The sequence below is a fragment of the Lysobacter humi (ex Lee et al. 2017) genome, assembly GCF_054781815.1.
In genome coordinates this window covers 249,154-271,390 of record NZ_BAAGTR010000005.1, presented here as the reverse complement: position 1 = coordinate 271,390, position 22,237 = coordinate 249,154, and the positions used below count along the sequence as shown (strand labels likewise).

Annotated in this window: 22 protein-coding genes; 9 read left to right on the top strand and 13 right to left on the bottom strand. The window is 71.3% G+C overall.

Annotated features, from left to right (window positions below):
* Positions 1–79: 79 nt before the first annotated feature.
* From ACYVJJ_RS04925 to ACYVJJ_RS04895, 7 genes are all read right to left on the bottom strand, one after another.
* Positions 80–910: an SPFH domain-containing protein gene (locus tag ACYVJJ_RS04925; protein ID WP_460831593.1), complete on the bottom strand. Its 831-nt coding sequence runs from the start codon at positions 908–910 to the stop codon at positions 80–82.
* A gap of 5 nt (positions 911–915) precedes the next feature.
* Positions 916–1,110 (bottom strand): hypothetical protein, encoded by a 195-nt coding sequence (locus ACYVJJ_RS04920; RefSeq protein WP_460831592.1) that lies wholly within the window; start codon positions 1,108–1,110, stop codon positions 916–918.
* A 243-nt stretch (positions 1,111–1,353) separates the two neighbouring features.
* Positions 1,354–2,073, bottom strand: a complete 720-nt coding sequence (locus ACYVJJ_RS04915; RefSeq protein ID WP_460831591.1) for a helix-turn-helix transcriptional regulator — start codon at positions 2,071–2,073, stop codon at positions 1,354–1,356.
* Positions 2,074–2,099: 26 nt separating this feature from the next.
* Positions 2,100–2,726: a glutathione S-transferase family protein gene (locus ACYVJJ_RS04910; protein ID WP_460831589.1), complete on the bottom strand. Its 627-nt coding sequence runs from the start codon at positions 2,724–2,726 to the stop codon at positions 2,100–2,102.
* Between the two features lie 205 nt (positions 2,727–2,931).
* Positions 2,932–4,182: an NAD(P)/FAD-dependent oxidoreductase gene (locus ACYVJJ_RS04905; protein ID WP_460831587.1), complete on the bottom strand. Its 1,251-nt coding sequence runs from the start codon at positions 4,180–4,182 to the stop codon at positions 2,932–2,934.
* A 166-nt stretch (positions 4,183–4,348) separates the two neighbouring features.
* Positions 4,349–5,161 carry a hypothetical protein gene (locus ACYVJJ_RS04900; RefSeq protein WP_460831585.1) on the bottom strand — a complete coding sequence of 271 codons (813 nt, stop codon included), beginning with the start codon at positions 5,159–5,161 and terminating at the stop codon, positions 4,349–4,351.
* A 95-nt stretch (positions 5,162–5,256) separates the two neighbouring features.
* Entirely contained in the window at positions 5,257–5,787 is a 531-nt protein-coding gene (locus ACYVJJ_RS04895; RefSeq protein ID WP_460831583.1) for a hypothetical protein, read from the bottom strand.
* A gap of 217 nt (positions 5,788–6,004) precedes the next feature.
* Between ACYVJJ_RS04895 and ACYVJJ_RS04890 the strand changes: the two genes are divergently transcribed.
* Positions 6,005–7,183: an ATP-binding protein gene (locus tag ACYVJJ_RS04890; protein WP_460831581.1), complete on the top strand. Its 1,179-nt coding sequence runs from the start codon at positions 6,005–6,007 to the stop codon at positions 7,181–7,183.
* Between the two features lie 98 nt (positions 7,184–7,281).
* On the opposite strand, the gene ACYVJJ_RS04885 is transcribed toward ACYVJJ_RS04890, so the two are convergent.
* Positions 7,282–8,574, bottom strand: coding sequence for a diguanylate cyclase domain-containing protein (locus ACYVJJ_RS04885; protein WP_460831579.1), 1,293 nt, complete (start codon positions 8,572–8,574; stop codon positions 7,282–7,284).
* A 719-nt stretch (positions 8,575–9,293) separates the two neighbouring features.
* Here ACYVJJ_RS04885 and ACYVJJ_RS04880 point away from each other — a divergent pair.
* Both ACYVJJ_RS04880 and ACYVJJ_RS04875 read left to right on the top strand, forming a co-directional pair.
* Complete coding sequence (locus tag ACYVJJ_RS04880) at positions 9,294–9,527, top strand: hypothetical protein (RefSeq protein WP_460831577.1); 234 nt, start codon at positions 9,294–9,296, stop codon at positions 9,525–9,527.
* Positions 9,528–9,869: 342 nt separating this feature from the next.
* Complete coding sequence (locus ACYVJJ_RS04875; RefSeq protein ID WP_460831575.1) at positions 9,870–10,943, top strand: hypothetical protein; 1,074 nt, start codon at positions 9,870–9,872, stop codon at positions 10,941–10,943.
* Positions 10,944–10,968: 25 nt separating this feature from the next.
* Here ACYVJJ_RS04875 and ACYVJJ_RS04870 read toward each other — a convergent pair whose 3' ends face one another.
* Both ACYVJJ_RS04870 and ACYVJJ_RS04865 read right to left on the bottom strand, forming a co-directional pair.
* Positions 10,969–11,706: a LytR/AlgR family response regulator transcription factor gene (locus ACYVJJ_RS04870; protein WP_460831573.1), complete on the bottom strand. Its 738-nt coding sequence runs from the start codon at positions 11,704–11,706 to the stop codon at positions 10,969–10,971.
* A complete protein-coding gene (locus ACYVJJ_RS04865) occupies positions 11,699–12,766 on the bottom strand; it encodes a sensor histidine kinase (RefSeq protein WP_460831572.1) in 1,068 nt (355 codons plus the stop codon). Before ACYVJJ_RS04865 ends, ACYVJJ_RS04870 begins: the two co-directional genes overlap by 8 nt.
* A 296-nt stretch (positions 12,767–13,062) precedes the next feature.
* Here ACYVJJ_RS04865 and ACYVJJ_RS04860 point away from each other — a divergent pair, with 296 nt between their 5' ends.
* From ACYVJJ_RS04860 to ACYVJJ_RS04850, 3 genes are all read left to right on the top strand, one after another.
* Positions 13,063–15,156: a protein-disulfide reductase DsbD family protein gene (locus ACYVJJ_RS04860; RefSeq protein WP_460831570.1), complete on the top strand. Its 2,094-nt coding sequence runs from the start codon at positions 13,063–13,065 to the stop codon at positions 15,154–15,156.
* Positions 15,157–15,178: 22 nt separating this feature from the next.
* Entirely contained in the window at positions 15,179–15,799 is a 621-nt protein-coding gene (locus ACYVJJ_RS04855; RefSeq protein WP_460831568.1) for a thioredoxin family protein, read from the top strand.
* Positions 15,800–16,331: 532 nt separating this feature from the next.
* Entirely contained in the window at positions 16,332–16,622 is a 291-nt protein-coding gene (locus ACYVJJ_RS04850; protein ID WP_460831566.1) for a hypothetical protein, read from the top strand.
* Positions 16,623–16,706: 84 nt separating this feature from the next.
* Here the strand turns inward: ACYVJJ_RS04850 and ACYVJJ_RS04845 are convergent, their stop codons facing one another.
* From ACYVJJ_RS04845 to ACYVJJ_RS04835, 3 genes are all read right to left on the bottom strand, one after another.
* Positions 16,707–17,585, bottom strand: a complete 879-nt coding sequence (locus tag ACYVJJ_RS04845; protein ID WP_460831564.1) for an MBL fold metallo-hydrolase — start codon at positions 17,583–17,585, stop codon at positions 16,707–16,709.
* A gap of 201 nt (positions 17,586–17,786) precedes the next feature.
* On the bottom strand, positions 17,787–18,653 hold the full coding sequence (locus tag ACYVJJ_RS04840) for a hypothetical protein (protein ID WP_460831563.1): 867 nt from the start codon (positions 18,651–18,653) through the stop codon (positions 17,787–17,789).
* Positions 18,654–18,769: 116 nt separating this feature from the next.
* Positions 18,770–19,183: a hypothetical protein gene (locus ACYVJJ_RS04835; protein WP_460831561.1), complete on the bottom strand. Its 414-nt coding sequence runs from the start codon at positions 19,181–19,183 to the stop codon at positions 18,770–18,772.
* A gap of 227 nt (positions 19,184–19,410) precedes the next feature.
* Between ACYVJJ_RS04835 and ACYVJJ_RS04830 the strand changes: the two genes are divergently transcribed.
* From ACYVJJ_RS04830 to ACYVJJ_RS04820, 3 genes are all read left to right on the top strand, one after another.
* Positions 19,411–20,604: a S1 family peptidase gene (locus ACYVJJ_RS04830; RefSeq protein ID WP_460831560.1), complete on the top strand. Its 1,194-nt coding sequence runs from the start codon at positions 19,411–19,413 to the stop codon at positions 20,602–20,604.
* A 139-nt stretch (positions 20,605–20,743) separates the two neighbouring features.
* Positions 20,744–20,926, top strand: coding sequence for an oxidoreductase-like domain-containing protein (locus ACYVJJ_RS04825; protein ID WP_460831559.1), 183 nt, complete (start codon positions 20,744–20,746; stop codon positions 20,924–20,926).
* A gap of 247 nt (positions 20,927–21,173) precedes the next feature.
* Complete coding sequence (locus tag ACYVJJ_RS04820; RefSeq protein ID WP_460831557.1) at positions 21,174–22,058, top strand: ATP-grasp domain-containing protein; 885 nt, start codon at positions 21,174–21,176, stop codon at positions 22,056–22,058.
* The last annotated feature ends 179 nt before the right edge of the window (positions 22,059–22,237 follow it).

The following is a 22,237-nucleotide window of genomic DNA, read 5'->3' as shown; positions in this document are numbered from 1 at the left end:
GAACGACCGCGGCAACGGAACCCACCCGGCGGTCACGGCCGCGGTTGCCATGCTTCCGGGCACCCGCGCCCCGCCCGGATCACCGCGCCGGCAGCGTCATCACCGGCTGCACGCCGCTGATCACGGTGTTGCCCGCCTTCGCCGAGTTCACGATCGTGTCGCGCTCGATCTCCGCCATGCGGATCTGCATCAGCTCAGGGGTCAGCGACCGCGCGAGGATCGTGTTCGCGTCCGCCTCGCCCTGCGCCTTCGCGCGCGCGACTTCGGCCTGCGCGTTCGCCAGCTCGACCTCCTTCTGCGCGCGGGCGATCTCCTGGTCGGTCTGCACCTGCCGGCGGATGGCGTCCTCGATCGCCTGGTCGGTGAGCAGGTTGCGCACGTTGATCGACGTGACCACGAAGGCACCCTTGTCGGACTCGTCGAGCTCCTTCTGGAGCAGGCGGCGGATCTCCTCCGAGATCTCCGGGCGCTTGGTGTGCATGGTGGTGGCCGGGAACTTCGAGATCGCGTTGTAGACGGCCTCGCGCGAGGCGCGCAGCACGCGGTTGTAACCCACGACGTTGACGTCCTGCCCGCCCTGGATGATCTCGTCGTGCTGGACGATGTCGCCCTGGTACTTCACGAACAGGTTGCGCACCGCACCGGGCGCGGTCTTGAAGTAGATGTCGACGTCGAGGTCCTGCAGGGTCAGGTTGTCGAGGCTCTTGGGCCGCAGGTCGTTGACCTGGAAGTTCACTTCCTTGGTTGTGACCTCGTAGACGGTGTCCGCGATCGTCAGGTAGTTGCCCGGCTCGAGCGCCTTCTCGGAGACCTTGCCGAAGGATTTCTCGATACCGACGTTGCCCGTGTCGACGGTGGTGCACGCGGTGAGCGTGCAGAGGATCAGGAGCGGCAGCAGCTTCTTGGCCATAGCGGTCACTTCAGGATGGGAAGGGCAGGCAGGTAGAACGAGCCCACGATGATGGCGAGCAGGGCGAGGCCCGCGAGGGCGAGCCACAGCGCATTGCGCCGGAAATGGCCCGCGATGCGCGTACGGTAGCCCGAAGGCATGAGCTGGACGACGGCGACCAGCGCCACCACCGCGAGCAGCAGCAGGATCAGGTGTCTCATCGGGCCCCCGTTCGAGTGGCGACATCGGCGTAGCGAAAGCCGCGGCGATGCCCTGCGTGCGCCCGGATTCCCCACGGTCCGGCGCGCCGCGGCACCATTTTCCCGCACTTCGGGGTCGCCGGTGCAACCGGGCGCGGTGCGGCGGGGTGGCGAACCGGACGCGTCGGGCGAGCATGGGAACCGGGATCGGCATAGTCCCCGCCCAGAACCCCGCGCCTTACGTGCGGAGGCTTCTCGCGGCGGTCACGTCGTCGCCTCGCAGGCCTCCGCACGTGCCCGCGCGTCGAGCGCCCGCACCAGCGCGTCGAAGTTGCGCGCGGGGTCGACGCGATAGACCTCGCCGGTGGGGGCGCAGTCGAGCATGCGATCGAGGCGGAACTGGCGGAAATCGCCGCGCAGCCGGCACCAGCCGGCTAGCGTCCACGAGCCGCCCCAGAACAGCACGCAGAGGGGCTCGACCTCGCGTTCGCTCGCGCCACCGTCCGCGGCCACGTAACGCAGGCGCAGCACACGGCGCCCGGCGATCGCGACGTTGAGCCGGTCGAGGCGTTCGCCGAACTCGCTAGTGCGCTCGCCGCGGCCACCGGGCGCGAGGATCGCCACGCCGCTCGCGCGTGCATAGGTGTCGGGCGGCACCACGGCTTCGACCTTCAGCCTTGCACGCATCGATGCGGCGCCCAGCCGCGTGCCCGCGAACGCGCGCGCGAAGCGCAGCCCGACGATGAGCGCCTCGAGCTCCTCGGCATCGAAGGCGAGCGGCGGCAGGTCGGCGCCTTTGCGCAGCACGTAGCCGACGCCGGGCTCGCCCTCGATGGGGATGCCCGAGCGCTGCAGGTCGGCCACGTCGCGGTAGACCGTACGCAGCGAGACGGCGAGGTCGTCGGCCAGCACGCGCGCGGGGACGGCACGCCGCCGCCCGCGCAGGGCGTTCACCAGGAGGAAGAGCCGGTCGGCGCGTCGCATCGCCGGAGTCTAGCCAGCCGCCGCGCTCATGCCGCCTGCCGCGCGGCGTGGGCGGCATCCAGTGCGGCCGCGCGCGAGACGGCGGGCACGGCGGCCACGCGCGCCGCGTAGTCGCGGAACACAGCACGATCGGGCACCAGCCCGAACTGCAGCGTCCACTGCAGCGCGGTGCCCCACAACACGTCCGCCGCGGTGAAGCGCTCGCCGAGCAGCCACGGGCCCCCTTCGAGCTGCTGCGCGAGGGTGTCCATCACGCGGTCGTAGCTGCCGTAACCCGAACTGCTGGGCTCGCCCGCGTCGCGACCGAGCGAGCGGTCGGTGATGGCGGGCTCGAAGCAACCGCCGTAGAAGGCGAGCCAACGCAGGTAGGGGCCGCGCAGGGCGTCATCGAGCGCGGGCGCCAGGCCGCGGTCGGCGTACAGGTCGGCGAGGTAGGCCACGACGGCGACCTGCTCGGTCACCACCGCGTCGCCGTGCCGGATCGCGGGCACCTTGCCCATCGGATTGACCGCGATGTAGCCGGCGCTGCGCTGCGTGCCCGCCCGGAGGTCGAGCAGGTGGATGTCGTAATCGGCCTCCAGCGCCTCCAGCACGGCGAGCGTGCCGGTGGCGCGGGACTGGGGGGCATAGAAGAACGTGATGTGCCGGTCCATGGAGCGTCCTGTCGCTGCGGCGCGTGCCGCGGGACGGGCAGTCTCGACCCGGGATGCTGACAGCGTGGTGGCAGCAGTCGCCGCCACCCGGTGCGGGGGATCGGCCGGCGGACGCGTGCAGGCCAGAACGGGAACGCGCGATGCGCGTGAATCCGCCGCGGCCGCCGCCCAGGCGCCGGACGCACCGTGCAGGCGGCGGCATGCATCAGCGCTCGGCGTCGTCCCGCAGGATGATCCGTGCGTGCCGCTGGTAGCTCCAGTACGACCACGCCCAGTTGATCAGCACGATCACGCGGTTGCGGAAGCCGATCAGGAAGAAGACGTGCGCGACCAGCCAGAACCACCAGGCGAGGAGGCCGGAGAGCTTCAGGCCGTGCAGGTCGACGACGCCCGCCATGCGGCCGATGGTGGCGAGGTTGCCGTAGTCGCGATAGCGGAACGTCGGCGCGGGCAGGCCGCGCAGGCGTGCACGGACCGCGCGCGCGACGTGGCTGCCCATCTGCTTCGCGGCCGGCGCCACGCCGGGTACCGCGCGACCGTCCTGCTGCACGCTCGCGAGGTCGCCGGCGACGAAGACGTCGGGATGGGCCGGCACGCTCAGGTCGGGTGCCACGGGCACGCGTCCGACGCGGTCGGTGCCGACGCCCAGCATCCGGCCCAGCGGTGACGCGGCCACGCCCGCGGCCCACAGCACGGTGCGCGACGCGATGAAGTCGTCGCCCAGTCGGTAGCCCGCCTCGGTGATCGCGGTGACGGGCCGCCCGGTCACGACCTCCACGCCGAGGCGCTCGAGCTGCGCGCGTGCCTTGGCCGAGAGGTCCTCGGGAAATGCGGCGAGCACGCGGGGGCCCGCCTCGATGAGGCGCACGCGCGCACGTGCCGGATCGATATGGCGGAACTCGTCGCGCAGCGTGTGCCGCGCGATCTCGGCGAGCGTGCCGGCCAGTTCCACGCCGGTGGGCCCGCCGCCGACGACGGCGAAGTCGAGCCAGGCATCGCGTTCGGCGCCGTCCGTGGCGGCTTCGGCGCGCTCGAACGCCGTCAGCACGCGACGGCGGATGGCGAGCGCATCGTCGAGCGTCTTGAGCCCCGGCGCGACGGCGGCCCACTCGTCGTGCCCGAAGTAGGCATGCGTCGCACCACTGGCGAGTACGAGCGTGTCGTAGGCCAGCGTGCGGCCGTCGGCGAGCGCGATCCGATGCGCGCCCGTGTCGATGCCGGTGACCTCGGCGAGCAGCACGTCGACGTTCGCCTGCCGGCGCAGGATGTGGCGCAGCGGCGCGGCGATGTCCGGCGCGGAGAGGCCCGCGGTTGCGACCTGGTAGAGCAGGGGCTGGAAGAGATGGTGGTTGCGCCGATCGACCAGCGTGATGCGCACCGGGTCGCGCGCGAGCGCGCGCACCGTCCACAGGCCTGCGAATCCACCCCCGACGACCACGACATGCGGCTTGTGCACGCTCCGTCTCCTTTCGGCTCGTGCCTATTGTCGGGCATGACACGCGCGGGCGACTTGCGGATGACGGTGCATCGTCGGGCGCATCCCGATGAAGGCCGCGCCGCGCGTATCTACGCGTGAGCCACGCCGCGCACCGGGTGCCGCGCTCGACGCACCTTGCAGCGCGCTAGTTCCGCTCGCGCTCCAGGCGCACCGTCGACGGCCCGTCACCCAATGCGACGCCGCGCTCGAGCAGCGCGAGCGCTGCCGCGCGATCGCCCTCGCCATTGCGCTCCAGCCGCATGAGGGCGGCGTTGTAGGCGGCGATCGCACTGCCCTTCGCCGCCGCGCGCTCGAAGCCGGCGAGTGCCTTGTCGGGGCACAGGAAGAAGACGTCGTAGCCGGCCGCCGCGCGCATCAGCAGTTCGGCGCTCGGATCGGCCACGAGGTCCACAACGTACGCGGGCCAGCCGCTCGCGAGCGAGACCAGCACGTCGGCGCCCTCGGGCACGAGGTAGGCGCCCGCGCCGTCGCGCGTGGTGAACGCCTGCCGCGTGGTGCGGCGCGTGCCGTCGCTGGCGAACCAGAGAAAGCCGTCTTCCCCGCGCACCGGCAGGCCATCGAGCGCCTTCGACAGGCGTTCGGCGAGCGACGGCACGCCGGGCGCGGGCGCGACGCCGGTCCACGAGCCCATCAGGTCGACGCGTTGCTCTCCGGGGTCGCGGCTCGCACGCACCTTCGCCGCCACGTCCTCGACCGTGAGGATGCGCATGTCGCCGTCGTAGAGGCGCCACGGGCTCGCGTGCAGGCCGATCGCCATCACGGCCGGATCGTCCGGCATCGCGTTCATGGCGCGATGCACCACCTCCGCCGCGCCGCGGCAGTTCGCCGACTCGCGGGGGCAGGTGGGCACGTGCACGGTGCCGGATAGCTCGACATGCGTCTCGCAGGCGTGCGCGGCGGGGCCGAGCAGGCAGAGCGCAAACAGGAGGTTTCTCATGGATCGGTTTCCGGAGATCGGAGGACATGCACCGGTCGGCCAGGGCGCGACATGCAGCCTGCGCCCTGGCCCGGCACCGCGGTGTCCTCGCGGCTTCAGCGCTTCGCGCAGGCGGCGAGTGCCGCGATGTGCTTGTCCGCGCCCGCGGTATCACCGAGGAACACGGTCTTCTCGCCCGCCCCGATGATGACGAGGTCGAAGCCGGTCGGGTAGGTGTCCGCGATGTCCTGCATCTCCAGCGGCAGCAGGTAGGCGCTGTCCTCGCGGGAGACGACGACCTCGCGCGTCGCGCGCCGGATCGGTCCGCCGCCCGCGGGCCGGATCGCGAGGTCGAGCGACCGCGTCTCGCCGTCCTCGCCTTCGAGCGGCTGGTCGATCATGCGCAGCTGCACCCGCGCGGTCGGGCTCCACGAGGGATCGACCTCGATGCCGATGCGGTCGTTGAAGCTGAAGAGTGAGCACTTCGACCCGTTGCGTCGCAGGTACCAGCCGTTGCTCTCCTCGCCGAGGTCGAGCCCGGGCATCGGCGTATCGGGCAGGTCATCGAGCGAGACCTCCTGGGCCCGGGTGACGGATGGCGCGTGGAGCGCGAGCAGCAGCGCCGCGACGGCGAGTCGACGTGTCATGCGGTGGATCCCCCTGGTGATGCCGTCATTCTGCAACGCCGTCGTGCGCGCCGACAGGCCTGCCCGGTGGACCGTCCCGCGCTCGCCGAAGGCCCCGACCACCTGCGCCAAGCGGCCGGGCGCGTGTGCCGGGGCAGCCGACGCGCTACTCTGGCCGCGCAAATCCATGCGCCGTCCCAGCGGCCCTCCCACCGAGACATCACCGGAAGAGGGATCCATGCGGCTCGCCGCCTTCATCCGATCCGACCTCGAGCGCGTCCTCGCCGAGTGGGATCGCTTCGCCCGGCAGAACGCGCCGGCCGACCCCCTGCTCACCGACCTCGTGCTGCGCGACCACGCGAAGGAGATGCTCCTCGCGGTGGCCGACGACATCGAGACTGCACAGACCGACGCGGAGCAGCTGCGCAAGTCGGAAGGGCGGGGCGCCGAAGGCGTGTCGCGCAGCGCGGCCACCGTCCACGGACGCCTTCGCCATCGCCACGATTTCTCGCTCGCGCAGCTCGGCGCCGAGTTCCGCGCGCTGCGCTCCACGGTGCTGCGCCTGTGGCTGCCGCACGTGGAGACGATGTCGGAGACGACCGTGCACGAGGTGGTGCGATTCAACGAGGCGATCGACCAGGCCCTCGCCGAATCGATGGCGGCGTATTCCGATGCGACGGCGCAGGCGCAGCAGCTGCTGCTCGCGGTGCTCGGCCACGACCTGCGCGCACCACTCGCCAACGTCGCGATGTGCGGCGAAATGCTGGCGCGCGGCGAGCTGGGCGGCAACCCGCAGGTACTCGCGCAGACTGTCCAGCGCAGCGCGAAGCTCATGCGCGGCATGGTCGACGATCTTCTCGGTTACACGAGCACGCAGCTCGGCCGCGGGCTGCCGATCGAGAAGGCCTGGTGCGACCTCGGCGAGGTGCTGGACGCGGCGGTCGCCGATGCGCGCGCCACGCACCCCGCCACGCGCTACGAGCTGCATGTGACCGGCGTGCTCTCCGCGTGTCACGACCCGACGCGCCTGCACCAGCTCTTCGTCAACCTGCTGGTCAACGCCGCGCAGCACGGTGCCACCGCGCATCCGGTGATGGTGGAGGCCGCCGCCGGTGCGGCGGGGAGCACCGTGCGCATCACCAACTACGGCAGCACGATCCCGGACGCGGCGCTGCGTTCGATCTTCAAGCCACTCGTGCAACTAGAGGCCGACACGCCGTCGGACACGCGAGCCCATACGAGCCTCGGCCTCGGCCTCTACATCGCGCGCGAGATCGCGGAGGGCCACGGCGGCAGCGTCGGCGTGACGTCGAGCGATGCGCACGGGACGACATTCACCGTGGAGCTGCCGCGGGATCTCTCATGCCGCGCCGGCGACGGTTCGCCACACGCGGATGCGCGGGCTCCTGCAACCTGAAGGCGGTGTCCGGTGCGCCGCCGGGCGATGCGGTGACCGGCGGCGTGCGGTAAGCGACGCCGGCATGGTCCCGGGCGTTCCGTGGCGCCGGACCGACCTCAATGCAGCAGGTGCGCCTCGACGCGGTTGCGGCCCTTGGCCTTGGCCACGTAGCAGGCGACGTCCGCCGCATGCAGGACCCGCTCGATCGAGCCGGCATCGCCATCGACGAGCGTCATGCCGATGCTGACGCCGACCTCGAGCGGTAAGCCTTCGTGCTCGAACGCGATCCCGCGCGCGGCCGCGATGAGCTTGCGTGCCACGGACAGCGCCTCCTCATGGCCGCAGTTCTCGACGATCAGCGCGAACTCGTCGCCGCCGATGCGCGCGAGCGTGTCGCGCGTCCGCACCGTCTGCAGGAAGGTCCGTGCGATCGCCTGCAGCAGGCGATCGCCGCAGTCGTGGCCGCAGGTGTCGTTGACGGCCTTGAACCCGTCGAGGTCGAGGAAGAGCAGGGCGCTCATGGCGCTGCCGCCGGCGGCATGGTCGAGCGTGCACTGCAGGCGCCGCTCGAACTCGCTGCGGTTGACGAGGCCGGTCAAGCCGTCGTGCGCCGCGCGATGGGACACCGCACGCAGCCGCTCGCGCGAGGCGGTGACGTCGCGGAACACGACGACCGCGCCGGCGGCCGCGCCGTCGGTGGCCGGGATCGGGGCGACGCGTTGTTCGACGGTCCGCCGCCGCCCGTCGCGCCCCTCGAGAACGCCGTGCTCGCCGTCGGCCGCCGCGGCGGCGCTCGCGAACTCCGCATCGCCGGCGTCGGCCACCATGTGCAGGACATCCGACAGGCGCCGGCCGCCCGCATCCTGCTCGGTCCAGCCGGTGAGCGCCTCGGCCTGCGCATTCATCACCTCGACGCGTCCACGCCCGTCGACCGCGATCACGCCGTCGGCGATCGCGCGGAGCGTGACCGCGGCGCGATCCCGCTCCCGCTGGAGTTCGACCTCCAGCCGGCGGCGTCCGGTGAGGTCGTAGGTGATCTTGCAGAAACCGCACGGCGTGCCGTCGTCGCCGGAAAGCGCGATCAGCTCGACCAGTGCCCAGAAGCGCGTGCCGTCGCTGCGGATCCGCCACGTCTCTTCGCGGTGCGCCCCGCACTGCGCGGCCATCTCGAGATTGTGCTCGGCGTGACCGGCGGCACGTGCTTCAGCCGGATAGAGGATGCGCAGGTGCTGGCCGATGGCCTGGTCCGCCGTGAAGCCCTTGAGGCGGTGCGCCCCCTCGTTCCAGGTGGCGATGCGTCCGTCGCGGGTGACCAGGAAGATCGCATAGTCGCGCACCCGGTCGACCGTGCAGGCGAAGTATTCGCCGAGTTCGCCGCGAGTGAGGCCGCCGGGTTCGATCTCGCGCACGGGGATCCTCGTCGTCGCTGCGCCCGGGCCCGCGGCCGGTCATCCATCGGTTCTGCGCCCCTCGCCGTGAACGCGGTGGGAAACACGGTACCGCCGGTCGGCGCGTGCGGCGCAGCGCGGGCGCAGGACTGCTGCCAGGCGACAGCAGACCTCACCGTGCAGTCGCGGTTCGCCCCGCGCTCACGCCGGAGTGGTCCGCACGCACGGCTGTGCGAGCACCCCGCGTGCGGCGCGGTCGTGGCGGCGAAACGCTGCGCTCGGTGTCACGCGGTCGTCTTCCGTCCGCGCGCAACGTGACCCGGCACCGATTCGCCAGCAACGTTCCCGGTGGCACCCACCGACCTGCCTTTCCGCCTCTGGATCATTCGCTTGCCTGTAGGAAGCCCCGGCTTCGGCCTTACGGTCCACGACATCCACCGGGAATCACCATGAAGCGCAGCGACAGCACCTCGAACCGTCCCGCCCGTTCCCCCACGTCGCCGACCATCGTCGAATCGGATGCCTCATCCCGACAGGCATCGTCCGGCAAATCGGCCGCTCGCGCCGAGCCGCAATCGGGCGCGCCGATCGACAATGCATCACCGCAGCGCAGGACACCTCGCAGCCCCGAGGGGTCGGGCCGTGGCTCGCAACGCTGAGCCGATTCGCGCGGCCTACCGGAGCGGAACTTCAGCCCCGCGACCTGCTTCGGTGGGCCGTCATCCCTCCGGAGAGAAACCATGTACCGCGTGCCGCCTCCGCCCGAGCCGTATCTCGCCGATGCGCGAAGCGACGAGGCCCAGTGGCAGCGCGCGACCAACGAGGGCTGGCCGGAGCGCGATGAAGGGCGATCAGCCTTGCCGCCGGGCGCGATCGCACCTGCCGCCGCGCTCGCGCTCGCGGGCAATGTCGTCGACTTCGAGGTATGGCGCACCACTCGCGGTTCGTCGAAACGCGCGGCGAAGTCGCGCTGAGCGTTTGAACATCGTGTCCCCGCGATGGCTGCACCGGATCGCAACTCGGCCTCAGGCAGACCGAGCGCAGGATGCCTAGTCGCGTGCGTGTCCTTCGCTCGCGTTGAAATCGCGGGCTCGAAGGCGTTCGCATGCGCGTCGATCGAAGTACGCCCGCGGGCGTTGAAGCGGCGCGATGCATCGCGGCCCACGTACGGGGATCGCCCATCGTGCACCCCCATCGTGCAACGTCGAGCGCGGCCGCGGTCGGCGGGCGCGCTGTGGCAGAATCGCGCCGCCCGGCGCAGGCCGGAACCGCGCCGGGGTCTGGCGCCCGGTACTTTCCACGGAAGGAATACGACCATGACGAACCCGCTCCGACCGCACGCGCTGCGCGCGTGCATGCTGTTCACCGGCCTCGTGGCCTGGCCTGCGGCGAGCGCGGCCGCCGGCACCTGCACCGGCAACTTCAAGGAAGTGAGGGCGCCCGACGGCGCGACGTTCTACATGACCAGCAGCGCGTACCCCGCGCTCGACGCGCGCAAGGCGCTGGACGACTACAAGGCGATCGCGACCGGGGCGGGCTACATGGTCTTCAGCCCGCCCGACCATCGCGCGGCGCAGCCGAGCATGGGCATCGGCAAGCCGCCGTCGCCCCATCCGGTGTCGATCATGGTCGACAAGCAGGCCTCGACGATCACGCTCACGACGATCGTCGCGCCCGGTGAGCGTGCGAGCGCGACCGAGGAGCGCGCGCGCCTGTGCGACCTGGTCGCGGAGTTCGACGCGCGCCGGCCGGGTGCCGCGCCGCGCCTGTCCGCCGAGCAACGGCAGATGCAGGCACGCACCTCCTTGCCGGAGCCGGTCGCGAGCGTCCGCATGCTCGAGCCGACCGTGCCCTTCGATCGCGCCGCGGCGAAAGCCGCGCTGCAGCCGGGGCGATCGGTGATCCGCGGCCAGGCCTGCGGCCACTGGAACGGCGCGATGGCGTATGCCGCCGGGTCGACCGTCGCGCTCTACCCGGCCACGCCGCACCTGGAGCAGCTGATCCAGCTGTCGAAGAAGGCCAAGCCCGGGCGCGACCAGGTGGTGCCCGATCCGGCGGTACTGGAGACACGCATGGAAGCCACCGCGAACGAGCGCGGCGAATTCCAGTTCTCGCAGATGAAGCCGGGCCGCTACCTGCTGGTGACGCGCCTCGACGCCATGTTCTCCGGCGACCGCGACGTCTATGCCGGCCGCGTCGAGAGCGGCTCGGCCTCGGCGAACGTCTATCGCACGGAGGGCTATACGTTCAGTGCGGCCGACGAGCTGAGCAAGTTCGTCGAGATCGGCCGCGACGGCGAGGTGGTCAAGGTGACGTTGCAGCCGTCGGTGTCCGCGAATCCGTTCCGGCGCGGGATGGGCGGGTCGATCCTCGGCTGCCGCCAGTTGTGACCGTGCACGCCCGCGGAGCTGGGCCCTAGGGCCCGCGCAGCCGAAAGGCTTGGCGTACCCGCTCGCGATACGAGGGGCCGCTCCCCAGCCGCGCGCCCGAGGCGAGCCGCAGCACGTACTGCCCGGATTCGAGCGTCTCGATGTCGGTGACCGCCGCGATGCGCACGATGCGCGAGCGGTGGATGCGGATGAAATGGCGCGGGTCGAGCTGGGCCTCCATCGCTGCCATGGTTTCGCGCAACACCATGCGCTCGGCGCCCGCGTGCAGCTCGACGTAGTTCAGCTGGGCGACCACGCAGTCGATCGACTGCACCGGAACCATGCGCAGGCGATGTCCCACCGGCACGGCCAGGCGCTCCGGGTACGCGGGCACCGCGTCGGCGGTCGCGCGCTGGCGCTGCGCACGCGCCCGGTCCAGCGCCAGGCGCAGTCGTTCCCGCGAATAGGGCTTGAGCAGGTAGTCCACCGCACCGTGCTCGAACGCATCGACCGCATGCTCGCTGAAGGCGGTGACGAAGACCACGCCCGGTCGCCACGCCGGTGCGGCGCGATGCAGCGCGCCGAAGCCGTCCATGCCCGGCATCTGGATGTCGAGGAAGACGAGGTCCGGCTTCAGGTCCGCGAGCGCCTGCGCGGCGCTCGCACCCGTATCGCATTCGCCGACGACCTCCACGCCGTGCTCGCCGCCGAGCATGCGCAGCAGTCGCGCGCGGGCCATCGGCTCGTCATCCACCACGAGCACGCGCAGGTCGGCCTCAGGCATTGGCGGCGGCGTGATGCAGGGGCAGCGAGACGGCCACGCGCGTGCCGCCGTTCGGCAGCGTCGTGATCGCGAGCGACTGGTCAGCGCCGTACAGGCATTCGAGCCGGCCGCGCGTGTTCGCGAGGCCCACGCCGAAGCCCGCGCGCCCGGGCGCACCCGGGCCGTCATCGAGCACCTCGACCAGGAGCCGCCCGTCGCGCAGCGCGGCGCGCACGGTGACCTCGCTCGGTGACGCGCGCAGCGCGGCGGCGTGGGTCACCGCGTTCTCGACCAGCGGCAACAGCATCAGGCGCGGGACGCGTGCATGCAGCGCGTCCCGCTCCACGTCGCGGCGGAAGCGGAGCCGCCCACCGAGGCGCACCTGTTCGATGCCGATGTAGCCGTCGATCGCCTCGAGCTCGTCCTGCAGCGAGGTGAGCTGCTCGCGGCTCGATTCCAGGCTGTAGCGCAGGATGCCGCCGAGCTGCACGAGCATGCGGTCGGCGGCATCGACGTCGTGATGCACCATCTCGGCGATCGAGTTGAGCGCATTGAACAGGAAGTGCGGGTTCAGCTGCGCCGACAGCGCATCGAGTCGCGCCTGTGTCAGTCGCTCCTGCAGCTCGCGCGCCTGCCGCTCCTGCATGCGGGCGCGCTGCGCATAGACCAACGCATGCCCGACGCCGATGATCAGGCCGCCGCGCAGCATGTCCTTGACGACGTTGCCGATGAAGATCTCGTCCCACTGGGGCGGCGCGTTGTACGGACCGACCCACGGATGCAGCAGGAGCACGCCCGACGCCCGGAACGCGCCGGCGACGAATGCGGCGGCGACGAGGATGGCGAGCGAGCCGAGCCAGCGCTCGCGCTCGAACGGACGGCGCGCGGTGCACCACAGCAGCCAGAGCGTGGCGGGCACCCACAGCAGCGCGCTGCCCATCTCCGACACCAGCACGCCGTCGACGCTCGCGGGCCGGCCGCGCGCCTCGAGGATCGCGAGCATCTGCACGGTCGAGATGAGCCCGTTGAGGACCCACCAGCCGAGCACGCCGACGACGATGAGCCAGGGAAAGGTCCGCATCGTGCAGCAGGCTAGACCTCGCCCCGGGGGCCCGCAACGGCCCGTCGGTGCTTCGTCCCGGGAAACCGTGGATTCGTCCCGGCGATCGTCGCGCGGCACGCCTGCGATGCACGATGGCGTCCGAGCCGGTGCCGGATGATGCGGTGCGGCCCGTTCGAGTCCCCGCCGATGCAGCGATCGATGGAACCCGACTGACCATGCGCGATACCCGACGACTCCGCCCTGCGACCGTGAGCGTGCGCATGTGGCATGCCGCCGCGTTCCGCAGCCGATTCGGGGGCGCCGGTGCGGTTCGCATGCTCGCGCTGCTCGTGCTCGCCTTCGGGCTGCTGGCCGCTCCGAGCGCGATGGCCGCGTCACCGGCGGTGCGCACGGACCACCTGCAATCGCGCCTGGTCGCCGAGGCCGACGCCGCGGTGCCCGGCACCCGCCTCACGCTGGGCCTGTTGCTCGAGCACGATCCGCACTGGCACACCTACTGGCGCAACCCCGGCGACTCGGGCCTGCCCACCGAGATCGAGCTCGATCTTCCCGACGGCGTGGTCGCCCAACCGATCGACTGGCCGCGGCCGCAGCGTTTCGTGCTTTCGGAGATCGTGAACTTCGGCTACGCCGGCCGCCGCCTGCTGCCGGTGACGATCTGGATCCCCGCCGGCTACGCGGCACCGACCCTGCCGGTGCGCGCCGCGGCGAACTGGTTGATCTGCGAGGTCGAGTGCATTCCCGGCAAGGCGACGTACGCGCTGGAACTGCCGATCGCCGCGGAGGCGAGCGCCGACGCGCGCTGGCGCGACGATTTCGCCGCGGCCCGCGCGGACCTGCCGCGTCCCGCGCCCGGCACGCTCACGGTCGCGACGCAGGGCGATGCGATCGACCTCGTGCTCCGCGGCGTCGAGGGCGATCCTTCGCGCTGGCAGTGGTTTCCGGAGACGGCGGAAGTCGCCGCCAATGGCGCGACCCCGGCCTGGCGCCGCACGGGCGACGGGTGGGCGGCCCGCTGGCCGAAGAGCGAATACTTCAGCGCGATGCCGGCCGAGGTCGCGCTGGTCGCGGTCGACGGACCCCGCGCCTGGCGCTTCACGGCGCGTGCGGTGGGCACCACGGCGCGCGGGGCCGCGGTGACACCGCGCGAGGAGGGTGCGGGCCGCGCGGCGGTCGAGCCACTCACGCTCCTGCCCGCGCTGCTGCTCGCTTTCGTCGGCGGGCTGATCCTCAACCTGATGCCCTGCGTCTTTCCCGTGCTCTCGATCAAGGCGATGGGCGCGCTCGGCTCGGCCGATGACCGTGCGGAACTGCGTCGGCACGGCGTCTGGTATGCCCTCGGCGTGGTCGTGACGTTCCTCGTGCTCGCCGGCGTGCTGCTCGCCCTGCGCGCGGGCGGCCAGGAGCTGGGCTGGGGCTTCCAGCTGCAGGACCCGCGGTTCGTCGCCGCCGTCGCGCTCCTGCTGTTCGCGATGGGCCTGTCGTTCTCGGGGGTGTGGGAACTGGGTGGGCGCTTCATGGGCGTGGGCCAGCGCCTGACCGAGGGCCACGGCGCACGCGCCTCGTTCTTTACCGGCGCGCTCGCCGTCGTCGTCGCGAGCCCCTGCACGGCGCCCTTCATGGGAACGGCGCTCGGCTGGGCACTCGCGCAGCCAGCCGCCGCCGCGCTCGCGGTGTTCGTGGCGCTCGGGCTCGGGCTCGCCGCGCCGATGCTGCTGCTGGGCTTCGTTCCGGCGCTCGCGCGTGCGCTGCCGCGTTCGGGGCCGTGGCTCGAAGGCTTCCGCCAGCTGCTCGCCTTTCCGCTCTATCTCACCGTCGTCTGGCTGCTGTGGGTATATGGCGAGCAGACGTCGGCACTCGGCATGGCCCGGCTGCTCGCCGCACTCATCGCGCTGGCCTTCGCACTGTGGATCCACGGGCGTCGCCCGGCGCTGCGCTCACCGCGGCTGCGCGCCGCCGCGGCCCTTGTCGTCGTCGCCACGCTCGCGACGGCGATCGCCCTGCCGCTCACCGCCGCCGCACCGGCCGCGGCCGATGCCGCCGGCACGGCGCGCAGTGGGAAAGAGACCGGCGCGGAGCCGTGGAGCGAGGCGCGCCTCGCCGAGCTGCGCGCCGCAGGACGCCCCGTCCTGGTCAACATGACCGCAGCCTGGTGCATCACGTGCCTGGCGAACGAGCGGGTCGCGCTGTCGAGCGATGTCGTGCGCGAGGCGCTCGCCGCGCACGACGTCGCCTACCTCAAGGGCGACTGGACCCGCCAGGACGAGGCGATCACCCGCTACCTGCAGCGCTACGGCCGCACCGGCGTGCCGCTCTACGTGCTGTATCCGCGCGGTGGCGGCGAACCGCGCGTGCTGCCGCAACTGCTCACCGCCGACGGCGTCGCCGACGCCATCCGTTCGATGTGACGTTCCCACCAGGAGACCGACCATGAAAGCCAAGCTCATCGCCACCGCGCTTGCCATCGCCGCCGCCGCGGCCCTGATGCTGACCTCCTCGCCCGACGTCGCCGCCGCGACCGTGGACGAACCGGCGCCCGCCTTCAAGCTCGTCGACTCGAAGGGCAAGACGCGCTCGCTCGCCGAGTTCAAGGGCAAGACCGTCGTGCTCGAATGGACGAACCACGAATGCCCGTTCGTGAAGAAGCACTACGGCTCGGGGAACATGCAGTCGCAGCAGCGCGCCGCGACCGGCAACGGCGTCGTCTGGCTGAGCATCAACTCCTCCGCGCCCGGCAAGCAGGGCCACACCGACGCCGCGGGGGCCGAGCGCGTTCGAACGCAGGCCCGCGCAGCGCAGACGGCCTACCTGCTCGACCCCACCGGCGCGACCGGTCGCGCCTACGGGGCGAAGACCACGCCGCACATGTATGTCATCGATGCGAAGGGCGTGCTGCGCTATGCGGGTGGCATCGACAGCATTCCGAGCCCGGATCCCTCGGACATCGCCAAGGCGACGCAGTTCGTGCCGCAGGCGCTCGCGGAGCTGGCGGCGGGCAAGCCGGTCAGCGTCAAGGTGTCGCGGCCGTACGGTTGCTCGGTGAAGTACTGAGCAGCACTGCGGTCGCGAGCGTGACCGGGCCGGAATCGCGCGGGGAGGACCGCCGATTGAACCGCGACGCGCAGTGCTTCGCATAGCGGGTGTGTTGCGCGTAACAGATCGCACCGTCATTCACCGGGCAGCGGGATTTCACGCTGACACCGCGCGCATCGATGGCTACGATCGACCCGACGTCCACTCGAAAGGAGGTGATCCGTGAAGTTCGGCAAGGTTCTGACCGGTGTCGCGCTGTTTTCGGCTGCATTCGCCGCCTGGGCTGCCTCGGGATGCCCTCTCGGCTGCTGCTGACGCCGCCGGCAGACGGAAAGCCCCGCTTCGGCGGGGCTTTTTTGTTGGCACTCGCTGCACGGGCACCACGCGCGCGGGTCGCTCGAGTGGGTTCGTTTCGCCGGCGTGCATGACCATGCGGCATCCACGAGGGCACGATGTGCGCGGCATCGAGCGTCAATGCGTTGCCCCCGTTCCGCGTGGAGACAGCCGCGATGGACGATGCTGCGGCGTCACCACGAAACAGGAGGTCGTAATGTCCGCCGACACCAAGACACCGTTCGATCATGTGAACGACACGCTCACGCAGCTCAAGGAGATGCGCCACTACTCCAGGAACAACGTCGAGCGCCTGTCCACGCAGTGGCTGCTCTTCGACGGCGAGCTCAAGAAGCTCAAGCAGGCCGAGCGCATCGAGGACCTAATGGTGCGTGCCGGCGAGCTGCACGAGGCGATCGAGGCGGAGATCGCCGAGCTCGAGGAACTCTCGCTGACGCTGAAGCCTGTTGCTGACGATGCCGCGCCGATGGCCGCGACGAAGCACTGATCCCTGCGTCATCCGCCCCGCAGAAGGCCCCGTCATGGGGCCTTCTGCGTGTGCAGACCGACAGCGCGTCGCCGCGGCGGTGCCTCAGAGGCTGTTGTAGATCGATGTCACCAGCTGGTCCGGCTTGATGAAGGCCTTGCCGAGCGCTTCGTCGGTGGCGGCGGTCGGCCGCGCGGCGATCACCTGCTGCAGCGACTTGCCCTCGCGCTTCATCGCGGCGATGGCATCGCGATAGCGCTGCAGCATGTCACCGTAGGCGATGAGCTCGGCGCGATTGCTGACCGGCCCGTGCCCGGGCACGACGAGCGTGGCCTCGTCCGCCATCGCGACGCCCGCGCGGATCGCCGCGAGGAAGCCATCGATGCTGCCGCCGGACTCGAGGTCGATGAAGGGGTAGAGCCCGTTGAAGTAGACGTCGCCCATGTGCAGCACGTTGGCCTTCTCGAACTTCACGAGCACGTCGCCGTCGGTATGGGCATGCGCGACGTGGCGCGCCTGCACATGGTCGCCATTGAGGTGCAGGCTGACGCCATCGTCGAAAGTCACGACGGGCAGCGCGCCGCCGGGCGCCGCGTCACGCTTCTCACCGCGGAACGTGCCCGCGGTCCCCATGCGCGTGCGGACATTGTGGTGCGCCATCACCACCGCGCCGGACTTGCCCATCGCCTCGTTTCCACCCGTGTGGTCCGCATGCCAGTGCGTGTTGATCACGAAGCGCAGCGGCCTGTCGCCGAGCACCTTGAGGGCGGCGAGGATCTTGTCGGACATCGGCGCGTACTGGTCGTCGACGATCCAGGCGCCGTCACTGCCGACGCTCGCAACGATGTTGCCGCCGGCGCCCGTGAGCAGGTGCGTGCCACCGCGCAGCGCCGTGGCCTTGATCTGCGCTTTCGAGAAATCCTGGGCGGCGGCGGACGCCGCGGCCAGCATGAGCGGAATGACGAGCCAGCGAAGGGGACGCATGGGGAACTCCGGGGAGAGAGAGGGCGGTGAGACTCTAAGCGCGATGGCACTGCGACCGGCGCGGCGCCGCATGCCGGCCGTCGGATCGCCTTGTGAACGTGGCGCGTGGCTTGCGGCCGATGCCGGTGTAGTCGCCGCGTAGCCTTCGGAGCACGCGCGGTCTGCCCAGCGCGACAGCCTCGTGCGGACGACGCCGGCGGATCAGCGCGCGACCTCGGAGGCGGGCCGCGCCGCCGCGCCGCGGAATCCCGATGCGTCGCTCACGTCCTCCAGCGACCAGCCCCGGTCGAGGTCGATCGCGGTCACGCGCCAGGCATGCGCCTTGAGCCGCAAGGGGCCGCGCACGCGCTCGAGGAACTGCACGGGGAATACATAGGGGCCGACCTGGCGGTAGTCGAGGAACGTCGTGTCGACATGGGCGCCCATGGTGGTCGGAAATCCGTTGAGCGTCTGGTGGATGCGATAGAGCCGGGACGTCCCGGCATCGATCCACAGCACCGCTTGGTCGCTTGCGGCCTCGCCGAAGCCCGGGCGCAGCGTGGCGAGCAGGCGGTGGTAGCGACGCCCGTCCTCGCGCGCGTCGGCCAGGCGCTCGAGCGACGTCGCGCGGTCGATGAAGTAGGACGGGCCGAAGTGGAACATGCGGAAGGCATCGTTCGTCATCGCCGTGGCGGTGCGCTTGTCGGCATCGGTCGTCTCGCGGCCGTGATAGGCCACGCGCAGGCCCGCCGGCGAGCGCAGTACGTGCTTGATGCCATCCGGCCCCGCGTGGCGCACCGCATAGATGCCGTCGGCCGGGCGATACCGCTCCTCGGAGGTGATGCGGTAGCGCGCGTCCGTCACCACCGGCTGGATGCGCTGGATCAGGCCGTACCAGCGGCCGTCCGTGGACAGGTTGATGTCGCCGCGATGCCGGTGCAGGTCGCCGCCGTGCGCCGCGAGGCTGCGCGCGAAGATCGCCTGCGCCGTGAGGCCGTCGCCGGGCGGCGGTGCGTCGTCGGCCGTCGGGAAGCCGGCGCAGGCGGTGAGCGCGAGGCAGGCGAGCAGGGCAATGAGAACGCGGCGCATCGGCAGGCTCCTGGGCGGGCGCGGCGTCACCGCGCGTCGGTGAGGCACTACGCGTGCAGCGGCCGTCCGGAGGCAGGCGTGGTGGCCACGGTCGACAGGCGACCCGGCGCGCCGCGTCAGAGTGCATTACGGCGCGCGGCGAGCGGCTTCAGCGCCACCTCGAAGCTGGGCGTGCTCGCATCCGCGAGCGTCGCACCGTCGGGTCGGGTGATGGCCCTGCGGAACCCGGACGCAGAGCCCGAGGCGAGCCGCGCAACGTCCAACACGACCAGACAGCCACCCGACTCGCGCGATGGGGTCGCGCCGGCGTCGACTGTGGAGGTGCGCGAGCCCGGCTGCAGTTCGTGCACCGTGATGGTCGCCAGAGTAAAGATGGCGAAGGCTTCGGCTTCGGGTGCCGCGGGAGTACGCCACGCGCCGACGCCGCATTCGCCGCCGTATTGCGCTGCTAGAACGCGAAGCAATGCGTGTACCGGCCGCGCGATCCCATCGTGCAGTGCAACGAGAACGGCCTTTGCTGCAGTGCACATCGCGCTGCACTTCGGATCTACAGCCGCTTGCCGCGGCTCGATACGCCGGAATCGCGCGTGTTGTGACCGGCGTACATGACAAGTGCGACGTGCAGCACGTTTTCACGGGTGCGGCCTTCGCTTGACTCCGCCGGCCCGGCACGACGGACGCGCCGCGCCGGGCGTTCCCCATGGATGTATCCCCCGAGCCGTAACCATCCCCCGAACGCTCCAAGGAGTTTCAACGCATGTACGCATCGCCCCGCACCCGTTCCACCGTCCGCACCGCCGCGACCGCGCTGGCCATGACCACGGCCACGCTGCTCTCCGCCGGCGTCGCCTCGGCGCAGGACTCGTTCGACCCGCAGCTGCAGTTCGCCATGCAGCGCGACCTCGGCATCTTCCCGCAGCAGGTCGCGCAGTACCTGCGCACCGAGCGCCTCGCCGCCACGCAGGACGGCGTGGCGCGTCGCCAGTTCGGCGCGAACTACGCCGGCAGCTGGATCGAGCGCGCCGATGACGGCAGCTTCCGCTACGTCGTGGCGAGCACGCGCGCCGGCGCTGCGGTCCCGGGCGCGCAGATGCGCCAGGTCCGCTTCTCGATGCAGCAGCTCGACCATGCCAAGGGCCGCCTCGACGACCTGCAGCGCCTCGCCGCGAACCGCGCACAGATGCTGCGCGGCGTGCAGTCCTGGCACGTCGATCCGGTCACCAACAGTGTGGTCGTGAACGTGGCGCCGGGCGGCACCGACAATGCGGTCGACTTCGTCGCCGCCAGCGGCATCGACGCGGCCACCGTGCGCTTCAACACCGTGCCGGGCACCGTCGAGCCGATGGCGAACATCGTCGGCGGCCTCGAGTACCGCATCAACGGCTCGTCGCTGTGCTCGATCGGCTTCTCAGTCACGCGCAGCGGCACGCGCGGCTTCGCGACTGCCGGCCACTGCGGCAGCGCCGGCGCAAGCGTGACGGTGAGCGGGCAGTCCGTGGGCACGTTCCAGGCCTCGCGCTTCCCGACCAACGACCGCGCATGGGTGAGCGTGAGCAGCAGCCATAGCTTGTACGGCCTCGTCTACAACTACAGCACGGGCGCCTACGTGCCGGTGCGCGGCAGCAGCGAGGCGGCGATCGGCGCGGCACTGTGCCGCTCGGGCCGCACCACGGGCTGGAAGTGCGGCTCGATCACCGCGAAGAACGTCACGGTGAACTACTCGGTCGGCCCGGTGTACGGGCTCACGCAGACGAACGTCTGCACGGGCCGCGGCGACTCGGGCGGCTCGTGGATCACCGGCAGCAACCAGGCGCAGGGCTTGACCTCGGGCGGCAACCTGCCGGCCGGTAGCAACGACAACTGCAGCCTGTCGAGCTCGCAGCGGCAGACGTACTTCGAGCGCATTAACCCGGTACTCAGCGCCTATGGCCTGAGCCTCGTGCTCGGCTGATCCATCCACCGCGCGAAAGGACGCCCCGGTCTTCCGGGGCGTCTTCTCTTGGACGGATGGACGCGGCAATGCATCGCGCGGCGGGAGGCCTGCGGTCCGCGCCCTTGAAAGCGTCCGCGCACGACCGGATCTACCGACCGTGGACCTCGCCTGCGACCCGCCGCCGCGCCCGCCTGAAAAACCCCTGCCGGGCGACTGCTGCGGCAGCGGCTGTACGGTCTGCGTCAACGACGCGTACGAGGAGGAACTCGAGCACTACCGCGCGCAGCTGGCGGCTTGGCAGCGGCGGCAGGACGATGCGCGGACGGCCGGGTCCGACTGACGTCTGCGCGTCATCGGGAATATCGGATTCGATGGCGCCCATTGCGGGTATCGGGACGGCCCGCACGTGGTCGCTGCGCAGCGGCCCGCCACGCCGCGCACACCGGCGAGCAGAGCTCATGCGAGATACCGGGGCATGTGCGTGTCACCGCGCGGCATGCATGGGAGACGTCGCGGGCATGGGGCAGCGGCCTGTGCCACGCAAGGCCGCCGGCCTAGACTCGCGCTCCCGTTCGCCGGAAATGCCCATGGCTCGCGTTGCCGTCCTCACGCCCGATCCCGCCGATGCCTCCTTCGCCGACGTCTGGCCGGGCGTGCTCGAGCGCCTGCGCGTGGCGCTCGCCGCCGACGGCATCGACGCGGTGCCGACGCCCTGGACCGCGCACGTCGACGATGCCGAAGGCCTTCGCGGCTACGCGCTGGTCCTGCCGCTGCTCGCCTGGGGCTATCACGCCGACCCGGCGCGCTGGCAACGCGCATGTCGCTCGTGGGCGGAGGCCGCGCTGCCGGTCGCCAATCCGCCGCGGGTGCTCGGCTGGAATTCCGACAAGCGCTACCTCGAGCGACTGGCCGCGCGCGGCATCGCGATTCCGCCCACGACCTGGACCGACGCTGTCACGCAGGACCAGGTCGACGCGGCATTCAACGCGACCGGCGCGACGCAGCTGATCGTCAAGCCGACGATCTCGGCCGGCGCGTGGAAGACGCTGCGACTGAGTCGCGGGGAGGCGCTCGTCGACGCACCGATCGGCGCCGCGATGATCCAGCCCTATCTGGCCACGATCGAGCAGGCCGGCGAGACCTCGCTGCTGTTCTTCGGCGGTCGGCTCAGCCATGTCGTCGTCAAGCGCCCCGTGGCGGGCGACTTCCGCATCCAGGTCCAGTTCGGCGGCACCTATACGCTGCTCGATGCGCCGCCCGCGGGCGCGCTCGAGCTCGCCGAGCGCACGCTCGCGGCGATCGATGAGCCGCTGCTGTACGCGCGCGTCGATGCGGTTCCCGACGCCGAAGGGCGATGGATGCTGATGGAAGTCGAGCTCATCGAGCCGGACTTCTACCTCGGCGTCGATCCGCGGCGGGGGGCCGGGTTCGCCGAGGCGGTGCGGGCGTGGCTGCACACGACGGCGGTCTGATCACGCGCGACCAGGGCCCGCAGGCGGCAGGTGCTCCGCAGGCCTGCGTCGATCGCGAAGGACAGCCAGCGACGGGCATCCGTCACGTGGTGCGCCGAACCCCGGATGTCCACCGCGGCTGATCCGCAGTAGCGCGCAGCGTGCCCTGGATGGCAGGGGTTGCCTTCCAGGGTCGCCGC

Coding starts and splice junctions, on each gene's coding strand:
- ACYVJJ_RS04925 (WP_460831593.1), bottom strand. CDS start 910: ATGGCCAAGAAGCTGCTGCCGCTCCTGATCCTCTGCACGCTCACCGCG.
- ACYVJJ_RS04920 (WP_460831592.1), bottom strand. CDS start 1,110: ATGAGACACCTGATCCTGCTGCTGCTCGCGGTGGTGGCGCTGGTCGCC.
- ACYVJJ_RS04915 (WP_460831591.1), bottom strand. CDS start 2,073: ATGCGACGCGCCGACCGGCTCTTCCTCCTGGTGAACGCCCTGCGCGGG.
- ACYVJJ_RS04910 (WP_460831589.1), bottom strand. CDS start 2,726: ATGGACCGGCACATCACGTTCTTCTATGCCCCCCAGTCCCGCGCCACC.
- ACYVJJ_RS04900 (WP_460831585.1), bottom strand. CDS start 5,161: ATGAGAAACCTCCTGTTTGCGCTCTGCCTGCTCGGCCCCGCCGCGCAC.
- ACYVJJ_RS04895 (WP_460831583.1), bottom strand. CDS start 5,787: ATGACACGTCGACTCGCCGTCGCGGCGCTGCTGCTCGCGCTCCACGCG.
- ACYVJJ_RS04890 (WP_460831581.1), top strand. CDS start 6,005: ATGCGGCTCGCCGCCTTCATCCGATCCGACCTCGAGCGCGTCCTCGCC.
- ACYVJJ_RS04880 (WP_460831577.1), top strand. CDS start 9,294: ATGTACCGCGTGCCGCCTCCGCCCGAGCCGTATCTCGCCGATGCGCGA.
- ACYVJJ_RS04875 (WP_460831575.1), top strand. CDS start 9,870: ATGACGAACCCGCTCCGACCGCACGCGCTGCGCGCGTGCATGCTGTTC.
- ACYVJJ_RS04870 (WP_460831573.1), bottom strand. CDS start 11,706: ATGCCTGAGGCCGACCTGCGCGTGCTCGTGGTGGATGACGAGCCGATG.
- ACYVJJ_RS04865 (WP_460831572.1), bottom strand. CDS start 12,766: ATGCGGACCTTTCCCTGGCTCATCGTCGTCGGCGTGCTCGGCTGGTGG.
- ACYVJJ_RS04860 (WP_460831570.1), top strand. CDS start 13,063: ATGCTCGCGCTGCTCGTGCTCGCCTTCGGGCTGCTGGCCGCTCCGAGC.
- ACYVJJ_RS04855 (WP_460831568.1), top strand. CDS start 15,179: ATGAAAGCCAAGCTCATCGCCACCGCGCTTGCCATCGCCGCCGCCGCG.
- ACYVJJ_RS04850 (WP_460831566.1), top strand. CDS start 16,332: ATGTCCGCCGACACCAAGACACCGTTCGATCATGTGAACGACACGCTC.
- ACYVJJ_RS04845 (WP_460831564.1), bottom strand. CDS start 17,585: ATGCGTCCCCTTCGCTGGCTCGTCATTCCGCTCATGCTGGCCGCGGCG.
- ACYVJJ_RS04840 (WP_460831563.1), bottom strand. CDS start 18,653: ATGCGCCGCGTTCTCATTGCCCTGCTCGCCTGCCTCGCGCTCACCGCC.
- ACYVJJ_RS04835 (WP_460831561.1), bottom strand. CDS start 19,183: ATGTGCACTGCAGCAAAGGCCGTTCTCGTTGCACTGCACGATGGGATC.
- ACYVJJ_RS04830 (WP_460831560.1), top strand. CDS start 19,411: ATGTACGCATCGCCCCGCACCCGTTCCACCGTCCGCACCGCCGCGACC.
- ACYVJJ_RS04820 (WP_460831557.1), top strand. CDS start 21,174: ATGGCTCGCGTTGCCGTCCTCACGCCCGATCCCGCCGATGCCTCCTTC.